Consider the following 14,729-nt stretch of genomic DNA (forward strand, 5'->3'; position numbering starts at 1 on the left):
GGGCGCCCATCAGATCCAGCCCTGAAGCTCGCGCAGCACGAGCGTGCGGATCACATCCATGCCGGGTTCGCTGTCGTTTAGGCAGGGGATCGCGGAAAACTGCTCGCCGCCATTGTGCTTGAAGATCTCGGCATTCTCCTGCGCGATCTCCTCCAGCGTCTCCAGGCAGTCGGCGGAAAAGCCGGGCGTTACCACCGCGATGCGGCGCACGCCCTCTTTCGCCAGACGCTCCATGGTCTTGTCGGTGTAGGGCTGGAGCCACTCGTCATTGCCAAAGCGCGACTGGAAGGTCAGCAACAGCTTCGTCTCGTCCATCCCGAGCCTGCGGCGCAGCGCCTCGGTGGTGGCGACGCATTGGCCCTGATACGGATCGCCCTTGTCGACATAGGATTTCGGCATGCCGTGGAAGGAGGCGACGATCAGCTCCGGCTCGAACGGCAGGCTCGCCAGATGCGTCTGGATCGAGGTGGCGAGCGCCTCGATATAGGCCTCGTCCTCGTAATAAGGCGGCGTCACCCGCAGCGTCGGCTGCGCCCGCAGGCGGGCAAGCACGCGGAACACCTCGTCACAGACGGTCGCCGAGGTCGGGGCCGAATATTGCGGATAGAGCGGCACGGCGAGGATGCGCTCGCACCCCTTCGCGATCAGCGCGTCGATGCCCGACCTGATCGAGGGATTGCCGTAGCGCATCGCCCAATCCACCACGACGTGGTCACGATCCGACAGCGCGGCTGCGAGCTTGTCGCTCTGCGACCGCGTGATGGTCTTCAGCGGCGACTCGTTCTTCTCGGTGTTCCAGATCTTCTGGTAGTCGAGCGCCTTGGTGCGGGGTCGGCTGCGCAGGATGATGCCGTTGAGCACCAGCTGCCAGATCAGGCCCTGATCCTCGATGACCCGGGCGTCCGACAGGAACTCCTTGAGATAGACCCGCACGCCGGGCGCATCAGCCGTATCGGGCGTGCCGAGATTGACCAGGAGCACGCCGACGCGCGGCAGACTGGACCGGACGGCTGGCTTCGCGGCTGCGATGGGGGCGATTGTCGTCATGTATCGTTGCGTCGCGCGTTGCTCCGAACTTGTCAAGATGAGGCCTGTTTCGCTAGGGTCGCACCCAAGCGGGGGAGGGAATATGACACTCGCGGAATGGTGCGTCCTTGGAGCGCTGCTGCTTTATCTGTCGACGATCGTCTCGATCAAATGGATTCGGTTTCGCGGATTCGACAATTCGCGGCCGCGCGACCCCGCCTTCTTCGAGGACGCCATCGCGCAGCGCGCGCTCGGCGCCCACCAGAACGGCATCGAAACCTTTCCGTTCTTCGCCTTCGCGGTGCTGCTGGCCGAATACAGGGATTCGCCGCAGCGCCTGATCGACGAGCTCGCGGCGCTGTTCCTGATCGTGCGGATCGCCTATGTGCTGACCTATCTCGGCAACCGCCCGACGCTGCGCTCGATCCTCTGGAGCATCGGCTTTGCGATCAATCTCGGAATCTTCTTCATGCCGGTGTTGAAGCGGTTTCTGCCGGTGTGAGGTTCACCGCTGCCGTGTCCCGGACGCGGTGCAGCACCCTTGCGCTGCGTCCGGGGCACGAGAGTCTTGACTAGAAACACGTGGTCCGTTCGGCCGCGATGTAGCCGAACAACAGGCCCGCGCCGAACAGCAGCACGAGGGCGGCGGCGCCGAATTCGATGCCGCGCATGAACAGCGCGCCGCCGCCGTCGCGGCCCGCGCTGAGGCGACCGGCGATGTCCTTGGCGGAGACGGCGACGACCGCGATGGCCGCGACCGTGATGGCGGTGCCGAGCCCCATCAGCAGGGTCGCGGCAATGCCGGCCCAGAACAGGCCCTGCGCGAGCGCGAACACCAGCACCAGGATCGCGCCCGAACAGGGACGGATGCCGACCGTGAGGATCGCACCAAACCCGCGACGCCAGCCGCCGGGCCCGGCGAGCTCGCTCGGCGTGGGGCCGTGGGAATGGCCGCAATGCTCGTCGTGGACGTGGTCATGCTCGTGGTGGGCATGGGCATGGGCGTGGTCGTGACTGTGATCGTGGGGATGATGATCATGCGCATCGTGATGGTGGTGACCGTGATCATGATGGTCATGCGGCACGCCCGCGATCGCCGGCACCGGCTGAACCGCCTGGAGGGCACGGATGAAAGTGCGGCCCTTGACCCAGACCAGGCGCAGGCCGAACAGCGCGATCAGGGCGTAGCTTGCGATCTCGATCGCGCCTTCCGCCTTGCACATGGTCTTGGCGGTCGCATTCAGCACCCAGGCCGAGACGCCGACGATCAGGATCGCCACCAGCGACTGCATCAGTGCCGAGGCAAACGACAGTGCGATGCCGCGCCGCGCGGTCTCGCGGTTGGCGACGAGATAGGAGGCGATCACCGCCTTGCCATGGCCGGGGCCGGCCGCGTGGAAGATGCCATAGGCGAACGAGATGAAGAGCAGCGTCCACACCGCCGAGCCGTCGGACTTCGCGGCGCGGATGGTCGCCGACATCTGGCGATAGAATTCCGACTGTTTTGCCAAGAGCCAGCCGATGAGGCCGCTAGCCTCGGGCTCGGCCGCCTGTGCGGGGCGCGGCGCGCCGAACGGATTCTGCGCCAGGAGATTGTGGAGCGCGGCATCGGCTACACCCAACACGACAACAACAGCAGCGCAGGCGAGCAGCCCGCGTGCGAGCGGGGAATGAAGACGACCGCTCAAGGGCAATCCACCGTGATCTTGTTGGCGAACATCATGCCGAAATTCGAGTTCTCGCCGTTCATGAATGTCTGCTCGTTGAGCTTCTGGGCACTCGCGGTGCCGTCGCTCGGGCGCTCAAGCTTCATCTGGCAGCCCGCGGGCGCGCCGACCAGCTTGACCGGATTGTCCTTGGCCATCTGGAAGTCGATGAAGAAGGAGCGGTCGAACACTTCGAGCACCAGCTGCTTGGGCTTGACCGGGTTCTTCAGCCGCAGCGTGAAGTGCAGGGTCAGCACCGTATCCTTGTAGTCGAGGAAGTAGTCGACCGGCTCCTGGAATCGCTCCTTCTTGCCGTCGGCTCGCGCGAAGGTGAAGTAGGCGTATTCCTTCAGCGACTCGACATTGGTCTGCGCCAGCGGCCCGAGCTCCTCGCGCGTATAGGTGCCCTTGATCTTGCTCTCGAGCCCCTGCACCGCATAGGCCGAGAACATGTCGTCGAAGGTCCAGGCGTGGCGCACGCCGGTGATGGTGCCGTCCTCGGCGTAGAGCAGCTGGCTGGTCGCGGTGATCCAGACATGCGGATGCGCTCGCGCCGCGCCAGCCGCGAGCGACAGGGCGACGGCGAGCAGCAGCCCGAACAGGGCGCGCATACCCATCAGGCCGCCTTCGGGGCGTCGAGCAGGCCGCGACGGCGCAAGAGCGCGTCCGGCTCCGGCGGCCGGCCGCGGAAGGCCTCATAGGCGGCTTCCGGATCGACCGATCCGCCCGAGGAGTAGATGTCGTCGTGCAGGCGCTTGGCCACGGCGGGATCGAAGATGTTGCCGGCCTCCTCGAACGCGCCGAAGGCGTCGGCGTCCATCACCTCCGACCACATGTAGCTGTAATAGCCGGCGGCATAATGGTCGCCGGTGAAGATGTGACCGAATTGCGTGGGACGGTGACGCAGCGAGATCTCCTCGGGCATGCCGATCTTCTCCAGCTCCTTCTTCTCGAAGGCGCGGACATCCTGCGTGGCGGAGGCCGGCTGGGTGTGGAATTCGAGATCGACCAGCGCCGAGGAGACGAACTCGACCGTGGCAAAGCCCTGGTTGAATTTTCGCGCGGCAAGGAAGCGTTGCAGGAGGTCGTCCGGCAGCGGCTCGCCGGTCTGGTAGTGGCGGGCAAACTTTTGCAGCACCTCGGGTCGTTCCTGCCAGTGCTCGTAGAGCTGGGACGGCAGCTCGACGAAGTCGGTGAACACGGATGTGCCCGACAGCGAGGGATAGGTCACGTTGGAGAGCATGCCGTGCAGGCCATGACCGAACTCGTGGAACAGGGTACGGGCATCGTCGGGCGACAGCAGCGAAGGCTCCCCGCCCGCGCCCTTGGAGAAGTTGCAGATGTTGAGGATCAGCGGCGCGATCTCGCCGTCGAGCTTCTGCTGGTCGCGCAGCGAGGTCATCCAGGCGCCGGAGCGCTTCGACGGCCGGGCGAAGTAGTCGCCATAGAACAGCGCCTTGTGCTTGCCGTCCGGCCCCTTCATCTCCCAGACCCGGACGTCCGGATGCCAGACCGGCACATCCTTGCGCTCCTCGAAGGTAACGCCGAACAGGCGGGTGGCGCAGTCGAAGGCGGCAGCGATCATGTGGTCGAGCGCGAGATACGGCTTGATCGCGGCGTCGTCGAAATTGGCGCGCTGAAGGCGCAGCTTTTCGGCATAGAAGCGCCAATCCCAGGAGGCGAGCTTGAAATTGCCGCCCTCCTCCGTGATCAGCGCCTGCATGTCGTCGCGGTCGGCGAGCGCCCGCGCCCGCGCCGGCTTCCAGACCCGCTCCAGAAGTCCGCGCACCGCTTCCGGCGTCTTGGCCATGGAATCCTCGAGCCGGTAGGCCGCGAAGGTCGGGTAACCCAGGAGATTGGCGCTCTCCTCGCGCAGCTTCAGGACCTCGACGATGGTCGTGTTGTTGTCGTTGGAATTGCCGTTGTCGCCCCGCGCGGTGAAGGCCTTGTAGACCTTCTCGCGCAGGTCACGCCGAGCCGAGCTCTTCAGGAACTGTTCGACCGAGGAGCGCGACAGCGTGACGATGGCCTTGCCGGCCATGCCGCGTTCTTCTGCCGCAGCCTTGGCGCTGGCGACAAAACTCTCCGGCAGGCCCTGGCGGTCGGCTTCGCCGAGCTCCATGAACCATTCCTGCTCGTCGCCGAGCAGATGATGACTGAAACTGGTGCCGAGCTGGGCGAGTCTCTCGTTGATCTCCGCCATCCGCGTCTTGGCCTCTTCGGAGAGGCCGGCGCCCGAGCGGTGGAAGCGGGTGTAGGTGCGCTCGAGCAGGCGGAGCTGTTCCGGTGTCAGACCGAGATTGGCGCGGTTCTCGTGCAGCTGGGCGATGCGGCCAAACAGCACGGCGTTCATCATGATCGGATTCCAGTGCCGCGCCATCCGCAAGGAAACCTCCTTGTCGATCTCCAGGATGGCCGGGTTGGAATGCGCCGAGACGAGGTCGTAGAAGACCGACGCGACCTTGCTGAGCAGCTTGCCCGAGCGCTCCAGCGCCGTGATGGTGTTGGCGAAGTCGGCCGCGGTCGGGTCGCTGGTGATCGCGGCGATCTCGGCGGAGTGGTCGGCGAAGGCCTGCTCGAAGGCCGGGAGGAAGTGCTCCGGCTTGATCTCGTCGAAGGGCGGGGTCGCAAACGGCGTCACCCAGGCCTTCAGCAGCGGGTTGGTCTCGGAGTCCGTAGTTTGGCGGGGTTCTGACATCGCAAGTCTCGATTTTGTGGCTCGATTGTTGCGGCCAGCTATAGCACGCGATGGGGCTTTTTTGGGCCATTTGCCCTTGCTCCCGGCCGCCTTTTCGAGGAGATTGCGGCCCTTCAAGCCTAGGACCCCTGAGCTCATGAACGCGACCTCCTCGTCTTCCCGTCGAATCGTCTGGCCGAGCGTCATCACCGTCATCAGCGCCGCCATCCTGATCGGCGCCGAGGTGTTCGGCGCGGCGTTTGCCGGCGGCTGGGCGCTCGCGATCCTGTTCGGGCTGGGCGAGCAGGGCACGCACATCCTTCAGGCCGCGCTGTTCGCGCTCGGCGTTCTCGTGATGACTGCCTTCATCCGCGCCGCTCAGCGCGTCGAGCCGTTCACGAAGCGCGGCTGACGCTTCCTCGCGTACGAGAGACACGCGCGCGCGGAAAAACTTAACGCGCGTTCATCTTCCGCGTCGCTGGCGCAACACTGCGCAAGCAGATGTTAGGCAATTCTGTTGCCAGCCTAAAAAATCTCTTGCGAACCAGAGTCAAAACACTTATGTGCGGATTGCCCAATTTCGCACGTGCCTGTGGTCGTGTGTCAGTCGGTAGGTATCCGGACAAGAGGCCGGACAGCCGCCAAGGGGTGAAGAAGCCGAGGGGCTCTTCGGAAGTGCGGAAGTCGGAAGGCTCATAGCCGGAAGACGAAAGCAAACCCGGAGCGTCCAGCATCTCTCTCAAAGAGATGCCTTGTCGAAGGTGACTTTACTCTTTGCAACCGTGACTGGCAGCCGGAGGCGAACCGGCGCACCCCGCTCTCAACGGGGGACGCGACTTAAAGCAACGACGGATCGGGCTTTTTTGGTCTCTACCGGCAGTCCAACGCCGGCGCGGGCTACTGAAAAGGCTTGTCCTTCATTGCCAGGTGTGCGGGCGGGAAAATTCCCAACCAATCCACGGCAGCACAGTCTGATGTGAGTCTTTGGCTCGTCGCGCCTCCATCGCGCGATCTGGCCGGAGCGCTCTTATCCGACGTCATTTTTTGAACGGATCCCCGTCGCTGGGCCGTTTGGGAGAGTGCTATGACCGACCGTATCCAGGAATTCCTGCGCAACCGCCGCAGCGAGGGCCTCGACACCGAACCGTGCCTCGTCGTCGACCTCGAGGTCGTGCGCGACAATTACCAGACCTTCGCCAAGGCGCTGCCCGACAGCCGCGTGTTCTATGCCGTCAAGGCGAACCCGGCGCCGGAAGTGCTGGCTTTGCTCGCCTCCATGGGCTCCTGCTTCGACACCGCGACGGTCGCCGAGATCGAGATGGCGCTGGCCGCCGGTGCGACGCCCGACCGCATCTCCTACGGCAACACGATCAAGAAGGAGCGCGACATCGCGCGCGCCTTCGCGCTCGGCATTCGGCTGTTCGCGGTTGATTGCGCCGCCGAGGTCGAGAAGGTCGCCCGTGCCGCTCCCGGCGCAAAAGTGTTCTGCCGCATCCTCTATGACTGCGCCGGCGCCGAATGGCCGCTGTCGCGCAAGTTCGGCTGCGATCCGGAGATGGCCGTCGACGTGCTCGACGTCGCCAAGCGTCTGGGCCTGGAGCCGTACGGCATCTCCTTCCATGTCGGCTCGCAGCAGCGCAAGGTGAAGGCGTGGGACCGTGCGCTGGCGATGGCCTCGCAGGTATTCCGCGACTGCGCCGAGCGCGGCATCAACCTGACCATGGTCAACATGGGCGGCGGTTTCCCGACCAAGTACCTGAAGGACGTGCCGCCGGTGGTCACCTACGGCCGGTCGATCTTCCGCGCGCTGCGCAAGCACTTCGGCAACCAGATTCCGGAGACCATCATCGAGCCGGGCCGCGGCATGGTGGGCAACGCCGGCATCATCGAATCCGAGGTCGTGCTCATCTCGAAGAAGAGCGACGAGGACGAGGTGCGCTGGGTCTATCTGGACATCGGCAAGTTCGGCGGCCTCGCCGAGACCATGGACGAGTCGATCCGCTACGCCATCCGCACCCCGCATGACGGTGCGGACATGACGCCGTGCGTGCTCGCGGGCCCGACCTGCGACAGCGCCGACGTGCTGTACGAGAAGAACCCGTATCCGCTTCCGGTGACGCTCGAGATCGGCGACAAGCTGCTGATCGAAGGCACCGGGGCCTATACGTCGACCTACTCGGCGGTGGCGTTCAACGGTATCCCGCCGCTGAAGACCTACCACATCTGATTTGCCACATCTGATCCGCCTCTCGGCTGAGGCCTGACGAACCCGGGAGCCGGCTTGCCGGCTCCCTCCCTGACATTTCGATTTCTGACGACGCCTTGGACGGCGTGCCTCGCGCACGTCCGATTCAAGCGGGGACTGACGCGCCATGACTGCTTTTCGGAAGACACAGGTTGCCCTCACTTCGAAAGCCTCTCCGTTCGCGATCCGTGCGGAGCGTGCTGCCGACGTTGCGATGCGTGAAGCGCTGCTCGATGCGTCCTTTGGCGAGAACCGCCATGACCGCACCTGCCAGCGCCTGCGCGACGGACGCGCACCCGCTGCCGGCCTTGCGCTGGCCGCCGTGCGCGAGGGGACACTCGTGGGAACCGTGCGGCTGTGGCACGTCAGCGCCGGAGGCAGGTCCGCTCTGGTCCTCGGACCGCTGGCGGTGGACCCTGCCTGCCGCGAGCTCGGGATCGGCGCCGCGCTGATGCAACAAGCGTTGGCCGCCGCCCGGGCGCGCGGGCATGCCGCCGTGATCCTGCTCGGCGATGCCCCCTATTACGCCCGCTTCGGCTTCTCGGCCGAGAACACCGGCGAGCTGTCGCTGCCCGGCCCGTTCGAACGCGATCGCCTGCTGGCGATCGAATTCACGGCGGGCGCGCTGGACGGCGCAGCCGGGATGATCGTCCCGACCGGCGCGGCCCTGCCCAAACGGAGGGTAGTTCGCGGCCTCGAGGCGCACGCGGCCTAAGGGATTGCCATGATGGCGACGACCGAAGCCGCGTCCCGCGGCGATGCCCGCGCGCGCCCGTTCCTTTAGGGTTGCGCAGGCCCGAGAAACGCCCTTTAACCCGCCAAACACCCCCTTCAGCCGAGGCCCACGACCATGTCCCGTCGCCTGCTCTCCACCGGCTCTCCCCTCGAGAAGACCGTCGGCTACAGCCGCGCCGTGATCGACGGCGATTTCGCCTTTGTCGCGGGAACCACCGGCTACGACTACACCACGATGACGATGCCGGCCGATGTCACGAGCCAGTCACGCAACTGCTTCAAGACCATCGAAGCCGCCCTAAAGGAGGGTGGGTTCGAGATGGCCGATATCGTCCGTGCGACCTACTACGTCACCGACGCCAGCACCATCGATGCCCACTTCGCCGTCTGCGGCGAGGTTCTCGGCGACATCAGGCCGGCTGCGACGTTGCTGGTCGTCTCCGCCCTCGCCAGGCCCGAGATGAAGGTCGAGATCGAAGTCACCGCCAAGCGCCGCAGCGCCTGATCCATCCCTCAACATTTGTTCGCCAGCACGTTCCGGAGAAACCATCCCATGAGCCCCGCCTCGCAGATCTACGCGAAGATCACTGGTCCCATCGTCATGGTCGGCTTCGGCTCCATCGGCAAAGGCACGCTGCCGATGATCGAGCGGCATCTCGATTACGACAAGTCGCGCATCACCGTGATCGATCCCAAGGACGAGGGCCGCAAGGCACATTGCGAGAAGCAGAATGTCCGCTTCATCCAGAAGGGCGTGACCAAGGACAATTATCGGGAATTGCTGACCCCGCTGCTCACCGAAGGCGGCGGCCAGGGTTTTTGCGTCAATCTCTCGGTCGATACCGGCTCCACCGACATCATGGAGCTCTGCAACGAACTCGGCGCTCTCTATATCGACACCGTCAACGAGCCCTGGCTCGGCTTCTATTTCGATTCGTCGAAGGGCCCGGAGGCGCGCTCCAACTATGCGCTTCGCGAAGCGACGCTGGCCGCAAAGAAGGCGCGCCCCGCGGGATCGACGACGGCCGTCTCCTGCTGTGGCGCCAATCCCGGCATGGTCTCGTTCTTCGTCAAGCAGGCGCTGCTCAACGTCGCGGCGGATCTGAAGCTCAATGCCCCCAAGCCGAAGACCAAAGCCGAATGGGCGGACTTGATGCGGCAGGCTGGCATCAAGGGCATCCACATCGCCGAACGCGACACCCAGCGCTCCAAGTCGCCAAAAGAGCCTGATGTCTTCGTCAACACCTGGTCGGTGGAAGGTTTCCTGTCGGAAGGCGTGCAGCCGTCCGAGCTCGGCTGGGGCACCCATGAGAAGTGGATGCCGGAGAATGCGCGGACCCACGAAGCCGGCTGCGGCGCTGCCATCTACCTGATGCAGCCCGGCGCCAACACGCGCGTGCGCACCTGGTGCCCGACCCGCGGCGCGCAGTATGGCTTCCTCGTCACCCACAACGAGTCGATCTCGATCGCCGATTACTTCACGGTGCGCGACGCATCAGGCACGGCGGTCTATCGGCCGACCTGCCACTATGCCTATCACCCGGCCGACGATGCCGTGCTGTCGCTGCATGAAATGTTCGGCCGCGCCGCGAAGATGCAGGAAAAGCACCACATCCTCGACGAGAACGAAATCGTCGACGGCATCGACGAACTCGGCGTGCTGCTGTTCGGCCATGACAACAATGCCTACTGGTACGGCTCGCAGCTCTCCATCGAAGAGACCCGCAAACTCGCGCCCTATCAGAACGCCACCGGCCTGCAAGTGACCTCCGCCGTGCTCGGCGGCATGGTGTGGGCGCTGGAAAACCCGAACGAGGGCATCGTCGAAGCCGACGAGATGGATTTCGACCGTCTGCTGGAAATCCAGATTCCGTATCTCGGCCCGGTGAAGGGCTTTTATACCGACTGGACGCCGCTGACGGATCGTCCGGGACTGTTTCCGGAGGATATCGATACCAGCGATCCCTGGCAGTTCCGGAATGTTCTGGTGCGGTGAGGCGCCGTCTCTCTCAGCCCGTCATTGCGGGCCGACGCCCATCCCACATAGCGCAGTCATGCCTCGCGAAGGCCGGGCATCCAGTACGCCGCGGCCCCTCCGTATCCACGCATGGCCTCTGGAATACTGGATCGTCCGCCTTCGCGGACGATGACAGCGAGAGCGTGGCTGCCACCTGAATTACTTCTCCTTGATCGACGGCCCGATCTTCTCGGCCGGCGCCGCCGGCAGTGCCGGCCTGGTCGCCGCGCCTTGCGTCTGCGGATCGGGGCGTGCGGGCTCGGGCGCCGGCGTGGTCGGCCGGTCGCCGCCGGGCTTGGCTTCCGCGGGCGCCTTGGTCTGATCGTCGGACGGCGTGCCCTGGAGCGGCTGGGTCGCCTGCGCCAGCTCCATCCGGCTTTCGGCTCGGATTTGCGCCAGCGATAGGCCTGACACCACGACACCTGCCGCGAACAGCGAGCAGGCGATCAAGATATCTCGAAATCCGCGCTTGTCATCTTGGCCGGGCATATCGATCACCGCCTTTGTCCGCGGGATCAACGAACTCGCCCGACTGCGGTTCCGTGCCAGGCGAGGCTGGAACCGCGCGCTTGCGCGCCAAGACGCCGCGCTCAGTCCGTCGTGCTGACTTCCCAGGTGGCGTGGCGCACGCCCGGCAGGTGTTGCAGGTCGGTCGCCACGGCGTTGAGCTCGTTCGGATCCACCGCGGACGCGACCAGCTTTGCGACGATCTCGATCAGATCATCCCCGGTCTCGACCACATCGATATCGGCCACCGGATATTTCGCGCCCTCGAGCTTCTCGACGAGGCGGTCGCGCATGTCGGGCAAGGCGTCCGGTGCGACCGCGAGCTTGAAATAGTACGTCGCCTCCGAGGCCTTCTCGTTCAACGGGATGCGGTTGATGGCGTTGACCAGTGGCCGCAGCATGGTGTTGCCGGCAATCACGAACACCGTCAGCGCCGCGGCCTGCGCGATCATGTCGGCGCCGGCGCAGGAGCCGACCGCGGCCGAAGCCCACAGCGTCGCCGCGGTATTGAGCCCGCGCACGTCCATGCCCTGCTTCATGATGACGCCAGCGCCGAGGAAGCCGATGCCGGAGACGACATAGGAGATCACCCGCACCGCGCCGTCTGCGCCGGTCAGGTGCATGGCGAGATCGACGAAGGCGGCGGCCCCCACCGCGACCAGCACGTTGGTGCGCAGGCCCGCGGTGCGCTGCCGGTATTGCCGCTCAGCGCCGATCAGCGTGCCCAGCACGAAGGCCGTGAACAGGCTGGCCAGCGTGTCCGCGAAGTCAGCGATCTGGAAGGTCGTCAGAAACCGCATGGCCCCATCTACGGTCAGAACGATGACATATTAAAGCTCCAGCAGGCCGCCATCCCCATTTTCGTCAGCGAACGCCAGCAGCGTCCCCTTGGCGTTCCAGGCGATCGCGGCCACGGGTGGGGTGCCGTTGCGGCGGACAAGGATCTCGGCGCCGTCTTCCAGACGCACCATCAGCACGGTGCCGTCGCTATAGCCGGCAGCGAAGATGTCGTTCTTGGGATGGCAGGCGACCACCGACACGCGCGCCTGGAGCGGCGCGAGCATCGCGGGCTCCTTGCCCATCGGGCCGTCCTTGCTGGCGAACGGCCACAGGATCACCGTGTCGGCGCCCGAGGTCGCCAGCGCCTTGCCGCCCGCGCTCCACGACATCGAGCGGACGCGGCCGGGATAGCCGGTCATGCGCATGTGCCTGTTATCGGCGAGCCGCCATCCGTGCAGCGCCGACTCGTGCATCGTGGTGACCAGAAATTTGTTGTCCGGGCTGAAGGTGACGCCGAGATGCGAGCCGGCCCAGGGCAGGAATTCGGCCGATCCCGCCATGTTGGGAAACCACAGCGTCGCGCCGTTGTAATGGGCGATCGCGAGACGCTGGCCCTTCGGCGCAAACGCAAGGCCGCCGACGGTCGAGGGCACATCGAGCGACTTCTCCTCGCTCTTGCCGCTCTTGAAGAAAGCGGTCTTGCCGGCCGACCAGGCGTAGGCACCGTCCGGATGCAGCGCCACTGCATCGATCCAGCGCCGCTTCGGATCGGTCGCAAGCAGCGTCACTTCGCCCTTGGCGTCGAGCGACACGACTTTCCCATCGTCGCCGCCCATCACGAGGCGCTTGCCGTCGGAGGCGGCCGAGAGAATGCCGCCGCTGTGTACAGCGACCTTGCTGATCTCGCCCTGGTCATCCACGAACGCGACATTCTCCTCGCCGCCGACGAAGGCGGCGCGGGGCCCGAGGAAATGCACGGAGGTCACGCCCATGCCGAGCGCGAGCGGTTTGACGCGCTCGGTGACGGAGACGATCGAGGCGGAATCGGGAGCCGGCGTAAACTCTTTCATCACGAGACGATGCAGCTCTCGAAGCCCGTGCGAATGAGCTCTTCGGGCAATTCGCGGCCGATGAAGACAAGGCGGCTTTCGCGCGGCTCGCCGTCCTTCCACTTTCGCTGGTGGTTGCCCTCCAGCATCATGTGAACGCCCTGGAAGACGTAGCGGTCATCGTCGTCGTGGAAGGCGAGGATGCCCTTGGAGCGCAGGATCTTGCCGCCCTCCACCTGCACCAGATTCTGGAGCCAGGGCATGAACACGTTCGGATCGAGCGGCTTGTCGGTCTTGAGCGACAGCGACTGCATGTCCTCATCGTGATAGTGCTTCAAGCCATGGCCGTGATCATGGTCGTGATGGTCGTGGCCGTGATGGTGATGATCATGGTCGTGATCATGATCTTCCGCATTCAGGAAGTCGGGCTCGATGTCGAGGATACGGTCGAGGTCGAAGGCGCCCCGATCGAGGACGTCGGCCAAAGCCACCGCGCAGCGCTCGGTGCGGTGCAGCTTCGCATAGGGGTTGATGGCGCGGATGCGGGCCTCGACCTCGGCAAGCTCCGCCTTGGTGACGAGATCGGTCTTGTTCAGCACGATGACGTCGGCAAAGGCGATCTGGTTCTTGGCCTCGGGCGCGTCCTTGAGACGGTCGGACAGCCATTTGGCGTCCGCAACCGTCACGACCGCATCGAGGCGCGCGTTCTTCTGCACGTCCTCGTCGACGAAGAAGGTCTGGGCCACCGGTGCCGGATCAGCAAGGCCGGTGGTCTCGACGATGATGGCGTCGAACTTGCCCTTGCGCTTCATCAGGCCGTCCATGATGCGCACGAGGTCGCCGCGCACGGTGCAGCAGATGCAGCCATTGTTCATCTCGAACACTTCCTCATCGGCGCCGATGATGAGGTCGTTGTCGATGCCGATCTCGCCGAATTCGTTGACGATGACGGCGTATTTCTTGCCGTGGTTTTCCGACAGGATGCGGTTCAACAGCGTGGTCTTGCCGGCACCGAGATAGCCGGTCAGGACGGTCACGGGAATTTTCTGGGCGGTCGCTTCAGACATAACAACTCCGGACTTCGGGCTTTTCGCGCGACGCGAGGCGGGGTGGCCCCTGCCCTAGTGGTCAAGCGCGCTGGTAAGGGCCTTTATATTGTGCCTGACCATATCAATGTAAGTGGGTGCAGGCCCCTTTTCGCCGGTCAAACCGTCCGAAATCAGGGTCCCGCCGACTTTTGAGCCGGTCTCCGCCGCGATCCGCCGGATCAGCCGGTCGTCGCTGATATTTTCCAGGAACACGGCCGGGATTTTTTGGGCCTTGATCTGGCCGATGATGGTGGCGATGTCCCGCGCGCTGGGCTCGGTTTCCGTGGAGACACCCAGGGGAGCGATGAACTGGACGCCGTATTCGGCGGCGAAATAGCCGAAGGCGTCATGGGTCGAGATCACTTTGCGCCGCTCCTGCGGGATTTTGGCCACGGCTTCGCGGACCTCGCGGTCGAGCGTTTCGAGCTTTTCTAGATAGGCCTTGGCCTGGGCGCGGAAGAACTCCGCATCATCTGGGTCGGCCGCAGCCAGCGCATTGGCGATGTCGGTGACGTAGACCTTCGCGTTGGGGACGGACTGCCAGCCATGCGGGTCGGCGGCCGAGCCGAGCTTGAGCGGTGCGATGCCTGCGCTCACAGTGACCACCTGCGCCTTGCTGCCCGAGGACTGCACGAGGCGCGGCAGCCAACCCTCGAGACCAAGCCCGTTGACGATGACCAGCTTCGCGTCCGCGATCCGCTTCGCATCGCTCGGCGCCGGCGTGTAGACGTGGACGTCGCTGTCGGCGCCGACCAGCGTCGTCAGATTGATCCGGTCGGCGCCGACATTGCGGACGAAATCGGCAAGGATCGAGAAGCTCGCGACGACCTTCAACCGTTCCGCGGCGTGCAGCGGCGAGGCGATCAGCAAGAGCACACAAAGCAGGATGCGCCGCATCG

General features: G+C 64.9%; 15 protein-coding genes. 6 read left to right on the top strand and 9 right to left on the bottom strand.

What is annotated here, in order from left to right; all coding sequences use genetic code 11:
• Nucleotides 1–9: 9 nt before the first annotated feature.
• Nucleotides 10–1,047, bottom strand: coding sequence for a ferrochelatase (gene hemH, locus JQ591_RS15360; protein WP_211396837.1), 1,038 nt, complete (start codon nucleotides 1,045–1,047; stop codon nucleotides 10–12).
• Nucleotides 1,048–1,129: 82 nt separating this feature from the next.
• On the opposite strand from hemH, the gene JQ591_RS15365 reads away from it, so the two are divergent.
• Nucleotides 1,130–1,528: an MAPEG family protein gene (locus JQ591_RS15365; RefSeq protein ID WP_211396838.1), complete on the top strand. Its 399-nt coding sequence runs from the start codon at nucleotides 1,130–1,132 to the stop codon at nucleotides 1,526–1,528.
• 70 nt (nucleotides 1,529–1,598) lie between these two features.
• Here the strand turns inward: JQ591_RS15365 and JQ591_RS15370 are convergent, their stop codons facing one another.
• The 3 genes from JQ591_RS15370 to JQ591_RS15380 are packed head-to-tail and all read right to left on the bottom strand — an operon-like array spanning nucleotide 1,599 to nucleotide 5,430.
• Nucleotides 1,599–2,720, bottom strand: a complete 1,122-nt coding sequence (locus JQ591_RS15370) for a nickel/cobalt transporter (protein WP_211396839.1) — start codon at nucleotides 2,718–2,720, stop codon at nucleotides 1,599–1,601.
• Nucleotides 2,711–3,349 carry a DUF1007 family protein gene (locus JQ591_RS15375; RefSeq protein WP_211396840.1) on the bottom strand — a complete coding sequence of 213 codons (639 nt, stop codon included), beginning with the start codon at nucleotides 3,347–3,349 and terminating at the stop codon, nucleotides 2,711–2,713. Before JQ591_RS15375 ends, JQ591_RS15370 begins: the two co-directional genes overlap by 10 nt.
• Nucleotides 3,349–5,430 (bottom strand): M3 family metallopeptidase, encoded by a 2,082-nt coding sequence (locus JQ591_RS15380; protein WP_211396841.1) that lies wholly within the window; start codon nucleotides 5,428–5,430, stop codon nucleotides 3,349–3,351. Before JQ591_RS15380 ends, JQ591_RS15375 begins: the two co-directional genes overlap by 1 nt.
• Before the next feature lie 136 nt (nucleotides 5,431–5,566).
• On the opposite strand from JQ591_RS15380, the gene JQ591_RS15385 reads away from it, so the two are divergent.
• From JQ591_RS15385 to JQ591_RS15405, 5 genes are all read left to right on the top strand, one after another.
• Nucleotides 5,567–5,821 carry a hypothetical protein gene (locus tag JQ591_RS15385; protein ID WP_007597166.1) on the top strand — a complete coding sequence of 85 codons (255 nt, stop codon included), beginning with the start codon at nucleotides 5,567–5,569 and terminating at the stop codon, nucleotides 5,819–5,821.
• 672 nt (nucleotides 5,822–6,493) lie between these two features.
• The gene (locus JQ591_RS15390; RefSeq protein WP_211396842.1) at nucleotides 6,494–7,636 is read left to right on the top strand and encodes a type III PLP-dependent enzyme; all 1,143 of its coding nucleotides are present in this window, start codon (nucleotides 6,494–6,496) and stop codon (nucleotides 7,634–7,636) included.
• Between the two features lie 145 nt (nucleotides 7,637–7,781).
• Nucleotides 7,782–8,369 carry a GNAT family N-acetyltransferase gene (locus tag JQ591_RS15395; RefSeq protein ID WP_211396843.1) on the top strand — a complete coding sequence of 196 codons (588 nt, stop codon included), beginning with the start codon at nucleotides 7,782–7,784 and terminating at the stop codon, nucleotides 8,367–8,369.
• 135 nt (nucleotides 8,370–8,504) lie between these two features.
• Nucleotides 8,505–8,894 (top strand): RidA family protein, encoded by a 390-nt coding sequence (locus JQ591_RS15400; protein WP_211396844.1) that lies wholly within the window; start codon nucleotides 8,505–8,507, stop codon nucleotides 8,892–8,894.
• 48 nt (nucleotides 8,895–8,942) lie between these two features.
• Entirely contained in the window at nucleotides 8,943–10,385 is a 1,443-nt protein-coding gene (locus tag JQ591_RS15405) for a homospermidine synthase (protein ID WP_211396845.1), read from the top strand.
• Between the two features lie 180 nt (nucleotides 10,386–10,565).
• Here the strand turns inward: JQ591_RS15405 and JQ591_RS15410 are convergent, their stop codons facing one another.
• The 5 genes from JQ591_RS15410 to JQ591_RS15430 form a co-directional block, all read right to left on the bottom strand.
• Nucleotides 10,566–10,895 carry a hypothetical protein gene (locus tag JQ591_RS15410; protein ID WP_211396846.1) on the bottom strand — a complete coding sequence of 110 codons (330 nt, stop codon included), beginning with the start codon at nucleotides 10,893–10,895 and terminating at the stop codon, nucleotides 10,566–10,568.
• Nucleotides 10,896–10,996: 101 nt separating this feature from the next.
• A complete protein-coding gene (locus tag JQ591_RS15415; protein ID WP_211396847.1) occupies nucleotides 10,997–11,713 on the bottom strand; it encodes an MgtC/SapB family protein in 717 nt (238 codons plus the stop codon).
• Between the two features lie 30 nt (nucleotides 11,714–11,743).
• Nucleotides 11,744–12,763: a WD40 repeat domain-containing protein gene (locus JQ591_RS15420; RefSeq protein ID WP_211396848.1), complete on the bottom strand. Its 1,020-nt coding sequence runs from the start codon at nucleotides 12,761–12,763 to the stop codon at nucleotides 11,744–11,746.
• Nucleotides 12,763–13,809: a CobW family GTP-binding protein gene (locus JQ591_RS15425; RefSeq protein WP_211396849.1), complete on the bottom strand. Its 1,047-nt coding sequence runs from the start codon at nucleotides 13,807–13,809 to the stop codon at nucleotides 12,763–12,765. Before JQ591_RS15425 ends, JQ591_RS15420 begins: the two co-directional genes overlap by 1 nt.
• Before the next feature lie 54 nt (nucleotides 13,810–13,863).
• Complete coding sequence (locus JQ591_RS15430; RefSeq protein ID WP_211396908.1) at nucleotides 13,864–14,727, bottom strand: metal ABC transporter solute-binding protein, Zn/Mn family; 864 nt, start codon at nucleotides 14,725–14,727, stop codon at nucleotides 13,864–13,866.
• Nucleotides 14,728–14,729: the final 2 nt, after the last annotated feature.

Origin of the sequence: Bradyrhizobium canariense, assembly GCF_018130465.1 — a bacterium.
GTDB classification, from domain to species: Bacteria; Pseudomonadota; Alphaproteobacteria; order Rhizobiales; family Xanthobacteraceae; genus Bradyrhizobium; species Bradyrhizobium canariense_C.

Coding starts and splice junctions, on each gene's coding strand:
- JQ591_RS15375 (WP_211396840.1), bottom strand. CDS start 3,349: ATGGGTATGCGCGCCCTGTTCGGGCTGCTGCTCGCCGTCGCCCTGTCG.
- JQ591_RS15420 (WP_211396848.1), bottom strand. CDS start 12,763: ATGAAAGAGTTTACGCCGGCTCCCGATTCCGCCTCGATCGTCTCCGTC.
- JQ591_RS15385 (WP_007597166.1), top strand. CDS start 5,567: ATGAACGCGACCTCCTCGTCTTCCCGTCGAATCGTCTGGCCGAGCGTC.
- JQ591_RS15415 (WP_211396847.1), bottom strand. CDS start 11,713: ATGCGGTTTCTGACGACCTTCCAGATCGCTGACTTCGCGGACACGCTG.
- JQ591_RS15405 (WP_211396845.1), top strand. CDS start 8,943: ATGAGCCCCGCCTCGCAGATCTACGCGAAGATCACTGGTCCCATCGTC.
- JQ591_RS15410 (WP_211396846.1), bottom strand. CDS start 10,895: ATGCCCGGCCAAGATGACAAGCGCGGATTTCGAGATATCTTGATCGCC.
- JQ591_RS15365 (WP_211396838.1), top strand. CDS start 1,130: ATGACACTCGCGGAATGGTGCGTCCTTGGAGCGCTGCTGCTTTATCTG.
- JQ591_RS15390 (WP_211396842.1), top strand. CDS start 6,494: ATGACCGACCGTATCCAGGAATTCCTGCGCAACCGCCGCAGCGAGGGC.
- hemH (WP_211396837.1), bottom strand. CDS start 1,047: ATGACGACAATCGCCCCCATCGCAGCCGCGAAGCCAGCCGTCCGGTCC.
- JQ591_RS15400 (WP_211396844.1), top strand. CDS start 8,505: ATGTCCCGTCGCCTGCTCTCCACCGGCTCTCCCCTCGAGAAGACCGTC.
- JQ591_RS15425 (WP_211396849.1), bottom strand. CDS start 13,809: ATGTCTGAAGCGACCGCCCAGAAAATTCCCGTGACCGTCCTGACCGGC.
- JQ591_RS15430 (WP_211396908.1), bottom strand. CDS start 14,727: ATGCGGCGCATCCTGCTTTGTGTGCTCTTGCTGATCGCCTCGCCGCTG.
- JQ591_RS15380 (WP_211396841.1), bottom strand. CDS start 5,430: ATGTCAGAACCCCGCCAAACTACGGACTCCGAGACCAACCCGCTGCTG.
- JQ591_RS15395 (WP_211396843.1), top strand. CDS start 7,782: ATGACTGCTTTTCGGAAGACACAGGTTGCCCTCACTTCGAAAGCCTCT.